Consider the following 8,517-nt stretch of genomic DNA (forward strand, 5'->3'; position numbering starts at 1 on the left):
GAAAATAATTATAATAACGCTATTTATTGTAGTATATTATGTGAATTATTCATTAAAAACTATGAGCAGGCAGATAGTTTACTAAATATATCCCAAAATTTTAACGAACCTGAAGAAACTATGGTTTATAAAACCTTTATTTCTATAATCAAAGAAAATAAATATATCCAATTAGCAGATGACAAAGAAAACTCTAAAAAATTTATAAAACCAATATTTAATTTACTAGAAGTATTATTAAGAGCAAATTGTTTTAATCAATTCAAAAAAGCTGTACAGCTTTTAAATCTTATTGATGATGATAGTATATTTATGCTTTTAGGTAAGCTCTATTATAAATATGGTTATTTTAGTTTTGCTTATAAAGAGTTTATGCGCTCCATAAAAACACATGAAATGATAGATGCTGATGCCCTCCGAATGATGCAAACAATTTTATTATCCCAAAAGTAATAGAAAATATTTAAAACCGCATTATTCACTGTTTTTTATTCACTATTTTTTATAACTATCATATATTATATTAGAGTTATGTTAATTCTAAATAAAATATACGGAGATGATAAACAATGGCTTTTACTAGTGATTTTGATACTCCACAATCAGCTTCAGGACGATATGTTAACGTAATTGGAACTGTACCGCCTAATACAGCTTTTGTAGAGGTTATGCAAATATCAGTTTGTAGATATAATTCAAATACAGATTATTTTTATTTAACTAAAGAGTATATCAATCCAACTGCTTCACCAAGTTCAATTAGCGAAAGTTTAACTATAGCTGTTGTTCCAATGATTTCTAGCAGTGATTTAGCTACCTTCACTTCATTTGGAGCTCTTGTAGGTCAAGTAGACTTATTATAATAGTATAAATTAGGCTTTTTAAAATACTATTTAAAGATAACTAAAGATTAAAAACAAAAATAGATTCCAATGAAAATATATATATTAAACTTCATTGGAATTTATTTCCGACAAATTAAGTATTGCGTTGAAGTAATTATATTAATATACACTAGGAGATACTAGAATGAAAAGTATTCTAATTCCAGCTATTAAGAGTCTCACAGTTACGAATAAATACCCTGATAAAAGTTTAAATGAAGATATAATAACAGTAGGTTCTGATGATAAATATAAGTATTATAGTTATTTATTTTTTGATATTTCATCGATACCTTGTGACGTTATAATATCAAATGCAGAGCTTATACTTTTTAAGGTTGATAAATTTTGCAACGATGATACAAAAAAATTCTCTATAAGTCCTCTACGTGAATATTTCAGCACATATACAACTTATAACAATCCTCCGGATTATGATCATTATACTATAATAAATTTTTATCCATTAACGTCAAAAATATCGGTAACAGTAAATATCACTACTATTATTTCGTCATGGGTAAAAAACAAGCCAAATAGCAAAAATAAAGGTATGATTCTATACGGAAAAAATAGAGAAGTAATTATAAGCTTTGGTTCAGTTAAAAGTTCCGATAATTATCTTGTACCATTTATAATGGTAAATTATGAATATTCTCTCCCCAAAAAAACATCTAAATATGGATGTTCTCTTTCTGACAAATGTTCGAAAGACGATTGTAGTAAAAAATGTATATGTATGTGCAAAGAGGAATTTGAAGCTATTATAATTAAAGTTTGCAAAGAAATTTGTAAAAACAATTGTAACCCTCAACCCATTCCTACTCCTACTGTTAGGCAGGTAAGAGTTACAGGAACCGTAGCATCATTATCACTATATTATATAATTGTGAAACTTGAAATAACTAGAATAGGTACTGGACAAAAAGATAATTATTATGTAACTGATGAATACGATAATTCTTTAAATAATGAATCACTTCATATAGATAAAACTTATGATATTGCTGTTATTCCTAGAGCTCAACCTGGTGATACAGAAAATGTATACTTATATGGTTCATATAAAGGACCTGCATCCGTATAGTGAACTAAAATTAAATCATTAAGTAACTATTTCTATGAATAGCTTCGAAGCAAGAGGTACGTTTTATATTAATTTTCATAAAATACTTATTAGAGTAATAATACTACTATTCTATTAATAATGTTTATGAATAAATAATTATGATACTAATTTATCACAGGAGATATTAAATTAATGTTTCAAAATAAAAAGACTTCAATAATAATATTAACCTACAACAATCTTAATTATACTCGTATATGTCTTAATAGCATAAGACAATATACTGTCTGCAACACTTATGAAATAATTATTGTAGATAATAATTCAACAGATGGAACTAGAGAATGGCTTAAGGAACAAACAGATATTAAACTTATATTAAATGATGAAAATTTAGGTTTTCCAAAGGGGTGCAATCTTGGAATAGATATTGCTGACAAGGAAAATGATATTTTACTTTTAAATAATGATACAAAAGTTTCACCAAGGTGGCTTGATAATCTTAAAATATGCCTATATAGTGACGACAAAATTGGAGCCGCTTCATGTATTACTAATAATTGTTCTAACTATCAAGCAATAAGTGTTCCGTATACAGATATTGAAAATATGATTGATTTTGCAGATAAAAATAATATTTCTGATCCTTATAAGTGGGAACAAAAATCTAGATTAGTAGGCTTCTGTATGCTAATTAAACGAGATATTATTAATCAAATTGGACCTTTGGACGAAAGGTTTACTCCTGGAAATTTTGAAGATGACGATTTATGTATGAGAATTATAGAAGCAGGATATAAACTTATGGTTTGTAATGATAGTTTCATACACCATTTTGGAAGCACATCTTTTAAGAGTGATTATGCTAAATTTAATAACATTCTAAAAATAAATGCTCATAAGTTTGAAGAAAAATGGGGCTTCAATTCTAATTTAGAAAGTTTATTAAAATTTGATATTATAAGCCGTATAAATGAACTAAGAGAAAAAAATTCAAATATTCTTGAATTTAATTGTGGTCTGGGGTCTACCCTGCTTAAATTAAAATATATGTATCCTAATGCAATGCTGTATGGGATAGAGCCAAATAAAAATGTAGCCAAAATATGTGAAAAAATAATAGAAACAATAACTCAAGATTTTGAAGAAAACTATACTATGAATTTCAAAGAAAGTAAAACTAATTTTTTTGATTATATAATAATTGGAAATAAACTTCAATTTAGTAAGGATCCATGGAAATTACTAACTGAGTTAAAGAAATATTTAAAGCCGGATGGATATATAATCGCCACAATACCAAATTTAATGCATTATTCTGTTATAAAGGGTTTATTAAAGGGAAATTTTATCTATAACCACGATTCCATATTGAATCCAAAGTGTACTAAATTTTTCACGTTACCAGATATACAAAAAATATTCGAGGAATGTGGATATATAAATCCATTGATATTTCATTACTCTAAAGAAATATCACAAGAAGATAATAATTTTTTAGATCAAATATGTGATATTGTTGGAAGTAATATGAAAGGCTTTTTTATGTCCTACCAGTATGTAGCTAAGTTTCAAAACAATAATTTTATATAGATAAACAGCTTTGAAGTTAGATTTATGTGGTAAATTACCGAAATAATTAATATTTTTGTAACCTCAAGGTCAATAATATTCCGAAAAACTATAAAAATAATTATTATTTCTAGTTAAGCCCCTCATTTAAAAGTTTGTAATTATGAAAAAATCTTCATATATTTATATTTTTTCAAAGATTTATAGGTATCTTGGACCTAGTTCAATATTTTGGACACATTTTTTATTAAATTATCAGCCTTACTAGATCCTCTTTCATTTGCGGAGTAATATAACCGATAGAGCCGTGAATTCTTTTACGGTTATACCACGACTCAATAAATACAAATATATCTAGTTTTGCACTTTCATAATCATAGTATTGAACATTATTGACTTGTTCTTTTTTCAAAATAGAATGAAAAGACTCTATGCATGCATTATCATAAGGACACCCTTTTCTGCTATTGGAGCTTTTCATTCTATATTTTTTTAATCTATTAATAAACTCTGTACTTGTGTATTGCACCCCAAGATCAGAGTGGAAAATAACAGAACCGACGGGTTGCTGAAGCCTATATGCATTGTCTAAAGCTGCTATCGCTACGGAAGAATCTATTGTCTTTGAAAATGAGTAACCTATTATTTTTCTTGTATACAAATCCATAACAGATGCTAAATAACACCAGCCGTCTTTTAAAGTGTAAATATAGGTTATATCTCCAACCCATTTTTCGTTTATTTTAGTAGCTGTAAAATCCTGTTTAAGTAGATTTTCACGTTCTATAACTTTCCTATTAACTTTTGCAGGTCTAAATTTCTTAATTACTATTGAATGGATATTTAATTGCTTCATAAATCTTTGAACTCGCTTAATGCTAATATAATAGCCTGATTGTTCAAGGATTTTTTGAATTTTAGGCGCACCATACCTACGGTTACTTTCAGTATAAATCTTAAATATATTTTGTTTTAAATTTTCATTTTCCAACGCCCTTCGGGACGGAGTGTAATGATGAGATTTGTAGTAAGTGCTCTTAGGCATATGTAATACTCTACACATAACCCTTACTGGATAGTTCTCTTTATTATCATCAATAAACTTAATTATATCTCGTGGTCTTGCGAGAATATGGCATAGCTTTTTTTAAGATTTCAAGTTCCATTTTAATTTTTTCATTTTCTTTTTTTAACTTAGAAATTTCTTCAATATCTTTTTGGTCTTTTTTTTCATTATTTTTGTTCTTATTAGTAGTTATTATAGGCTTTTTTGAAATCTTTTCTTTTGGTTGAACTTGATTAATCCAGTTATTAAGTGATGTTGTTGACACGCCATATTCTTCACAAATCTCTTTAATTGGTTTTCCGGTATTATAAACTTCAATTATTATTTTCTTAAAATCTTCCGTATAGCTTTTCTTTCTCATTTGGACACACCTCTCTTACTTCAATTATAATTTATTCTCCAAATGTGTCCATAAAACTATACTAGCACCAATGCGGGTTTGAAGGCCATGAAGATTTAAAACACTTATTTTTAAGCATATTTACTCTTAAAAAATTATAGATGAAACTGTCCATATATAACTTATAAAATGAAAGTGCTAATAAAAATCTGTATATTATAGTCATTTATCATAATTGTAGCATTTTTAAGCATATTACATATATTATATTAGACAACTATATAATAGTTAAGTAATTTGAAAACAAAAGAAAATTGAGGAGATGACACAATGCCTAGCGTAATTCTTAGTCCAATTGCAGATGCATATATCTCATTGTTAAACCCCAATACAAATTTTGGATTTTCAAGTCTTCTTTTTACAGGAAGATTTGTTCAACCTAATGATTTATTTAGAAGTTTATTAAAATTTGACTTAACTAATGCTGTTCCACCTGGAAACACTATAATAAGCGCTTCTTTAAATTTATTTGTTTCTAGAAAAGATCTACCAGATGCTGTTTTATCTCCGCAAACTGTTAGCGTATTTACAAATGCAAGTGACTTTTCTGAAGCTACAGTTACGTGGAATAATGCACCAGCTATAAATCCGACAATTTATTCTAAGAATGTTACTGATGCAAATGTTGGCAATTATATAGGTATTGATATAACAAATGTAGTAATAGATTGGATCAATAATCCAGCAACAAATTTTGGTGTAACATTGACTGGTATTGAAAATGTAATTGGCACCATTATAGGTTATTTCTCGAAGGAGTGGGCAGTTGAAACACAAAGACCATTCATTAGTATAGAATTTTCATCAGGAGGAACTGGATCTACTGGAGCAACAGGTCCTACCGGACCTACTGGAGATACTGGAGTTACAGGTCCTACCGGAGATACTGGAGTTACAGGACCTACCGGAGATACTGGAGTTACAGGACCTACTGGAGATACTGGAGTTACAGGACCTACTGGAGATACTGGAGTTACAGGTCCTACCGGAGATACTGGAGTTACAGGACCTACTGGAGACACTGGAGTTACAGGACCTACTGGCGACACTGGAGTTACAGGACCTACTGGTGATACTGGAGTTACAGGACCTACTGGAGATACTGGAGTTACAGGACCTACTGGAGACATTGGAGTTACAGGACCTACCGGCGACACTGGAGTTACAGGTCCTACCGGCGATACTGGTGCAGGTCTAGCTGCTGATGGCTATGTATATGAACTTGCAACAATAGCCGATTCAACTGTTGTTGGTGGTGCAGACGTTCCTTTCTCTAATAATGGACCTTTATCTGGCATAATTCATACACCAAGTAGTACTGTAGTCACCGTAGTAAGTGCCGGCGTTTATGAAATTAATTATGGTATAAGTATAACAGCTGGTGTTGGTTCACAAATTGCGATTGCTGTAAATGGTACTGTTGATCCATCTACTCCTATCACTGCTTTAGTTGCTACAGGTGAATTATTTGGAAGCGCTATATTAACTCTAGCTGCTGGAGATGTAATCACTTTAAGAAATAATTCAGCAACTCCTTTAGTAATGACATTAGCTCCGGGAGTTGGTTCACAAATGACTATTAAAAAATTAGATTAGTATTAAAATATTGCCTCTGCCGTAAAGCAGAGGTTTTTTTAATTTTTCTCCAATATAACCATTTGCTTTATAGTAGGCTAATTTCAAACTCAACTATTTATTTCATTGTGCCATTCATTACAATTGTACATATAATATAGTAACTAATTTTGATATTATCTATATAAGAACCACAGATAAATAAAAGCGAGGAGATGATGCAATGCCTACTGTGAATCTTATTCCCATTGCAGATGCTTATATCTCATTATTAAATCCAAATACAAATTATGGTGTTTCAGTTCTCCTATATACAGGAAGATTTGTTCAACCTAATGACTTATTTAGAAGTCTATTAAAGTTTGATTTAACTAATGCTATTCCACCAGGTAATACTATAACAAGTGCTTCTTTAAATTTATTTATTTTTAGAAAAGATTTACCTGATGCCGTTTTGTCTCCACAACCTGTCAGTGTGTTTACAAATGCAAGCAACTTTTCTGAAACTACAGTTACGTGGAACAATGCGCCTGCAATAAACCCAACAATTTACTCGAAAAATGTTACAGATGCAAATGTTAATAGTTATGTAAGTATTAATATCACCGGTTTAGTAATAGATTGGATTAATGGTTCAATAATAAATAATGGTGTAACCTTAGTTGGCATTGAAAATGTAATTGACACTATCATAGGATATTTTTCAAAAGAATGGTCTGTTGCAATTCAACGACCATTTCTTAGTATAGAATTCTCTTCAACTTCAGGTGCTACAGGCGCTACTGGTGCAACCGGCTCTACAGGTGATACCGGAGTTACCGGACCTACCGGCGATACAGGTGTTACAGGTCCAACTGGAGACACTGGAATAACTGGACCTACTGGAGACACTGGAGTTACAGGACCTACTGGTGATACCGGAGCAACAGGACCTACTGGCGATACTGGAGTAACTGGACCTACAGGTGATACTGGAGCAACCGGACCTACTGGTGATACTGGAGTAACCGGTGCTACTGGAGATACCGGAGTAACCGGACCTACTGGTGATACTGGAATAACTGGACCTACTGGTGATACCGGAGCAACAGGACCTACTGGCGATACTGGAGTAACTGGACCTACCGGCGATACAGGTGTTACTGGTCCAACTGGCGATACTGGTGCAACAGGATCTACTGGTGATACTGGAATAACTGGACCTACTGGTGACACTGGAGCAACCGGACTTACAGGTGATACCGGAATTACCGGCCCTACTGGAGACACTGGAGTTACCGGACCTACTGGTGATACTGGAATAACTGGAGCTACAGGTGATACCGGAGCAACAGGACCTACAGGTGACACCGGAGTTACAGGTCCAACTGGCGATACTGGAATAACTGGAGCTACAGGTGATACCGGAATTACCGGCCCTACTGGAGACACTGGAGTTACAGGACCTACTGGTGATACTGGAATAACTGGAGCTACAGGTGATACCGGAGCAACAGGTCTAACTGGTGATACTGGAGCAACCGGACTTACAGGTGATACCGGAGTTACCGGACCTACTGGCGATACAGGTGTTACTGGTCCAACTGGCGATACTGGTGCAACAGGACTTACAGGTGATACCGGAGTTACCGGACCTACCGGCGATACAGGTGTTACTGGTCCAACTGGCGATACTGGTGCAACAGGATCTACTGGCGATACTGGAATAACTGGAGCTACAGGTGATACCGGAGCAACAGGTCTAACTGGCGATACTGGTGCAACAGGACTTACAGGTGATACCGGAGTTACCGGACCTACCGGCGATACAGGTGTTACTGGTCCAACTGGCGATACTGGTGCAACAGGACTTACAGGTGATACCGGAGTTACCGGACCTACCGGCGATACAGGTGTTACTGGTCCAACTGGCGATACTGGTGCAACAGGATCTACTGGCGATACTGGAATA

6 protein-coding genes and 1 pseudogene are annotated in these 8,517 nt (G+C 32.8%); 6 read left to right on the forward strand and 1 reads right to left on the reverse strand.

Features of this window, described 5'->3' with window-relative positions:
* The 4 genes and pseudogenes from CLCHR_RS23260 to CLCHR_RS23275 form a co-directional block, all read left to right on the forward strand.
* Positions 1-453, forward strand: a pseudogene (locus CLCHR_RS23260) (TPR domain-containing glycosyltransferase); the annotation flags it as partial.
* Positions 454-569: 116 nt separating this feature from the next.
* Positions 570-863: a hypothetical protein gene (locus tag CLCHR_RS23265; protein ID WP_079442301.1), complete on the forward strand. Its 294-nt coding sequence runs from the start codon at positions 570-572 to the stop codon at positions 861-863.
* A gap of 166 nt (positions 864-1,029) precedes the next feature.
* Positions 1,030-1,971: a DNRLRE domain-containing protein gene (locus CLCHR_RS23270; protein WP_079442303.1), complete on the forward strand. Its 942-nt coding sequence runs from the start codon at positions 1,030-1,032 to the stop codon at positions 1,969-1,971.
* Between the two features lie 174 nt (positions 1,972-2,145).
* Positions 2,146-3,546 carry a glycosyltransferase gene (locus CLCHR_RS23275; protein WP_079442305.1) on the forward strand — a complete coding sequence of 467 codons (1,401 nt, stop codon included), beginning with the start codon at positions 2,146-2,148 and terminating at the stop codon, positions 3,544-3,546.
* Between the two features lie 226 nt (positions 3,547-3,772).
* Here the strand turns inward: CLCHR_RS23275 and CLCHR_RS23280 are convergent.
* Positions 3,773-4,952 (reverse strand): IS3 family transposase gene (locus tag CLCHR_RS23280; RefSeq protein WP_139376287.1). Its coding sequence is split into 2 segments (ribosomal slippage): positions 3,773-4,664 and positions 4,663-4,952, totalling 1,182 coding nucleotides; the frame shifts between segments, so codons are not numbered across the junction.
* Between the two features lie 309 nt (positions 4,953-5,261).
* On the opposite strand from CLCHR_RS23280, the gene CLCHR_RS25550 reads away from it, so the two are divergent.
* On the forward strand, positions 5,262-6,587 hold the full coding sequence (locus tag CLCHR_RS25550) for a DNRLRE domain-containing protein (protein ID WP_079442307.1): 1,326 nt from the start codon (positions 5,262-5,264) through the stop codon (positions 6,585-6,587).
* Positions 6,588-6,789: 202 nt separating this feature from the next.
* Positions 6,790-8,517, forward strand: a 1,728-nt coding sequence (locus CLCHR_RS25110; RefSeq protein ID WP_139376288.1) for a DNRLRE domain-containing protein, incomplete at its 3' end; no start/stop codon positions are given.

Source organism: Clostridium chromiireducens, assembly GCF_002029255.1.
GTDB lineage: Bacteria > Bacillota > Clostridia > Clostridiales > Clostridiaceae > Clostridium > Clostridium chromiireducens.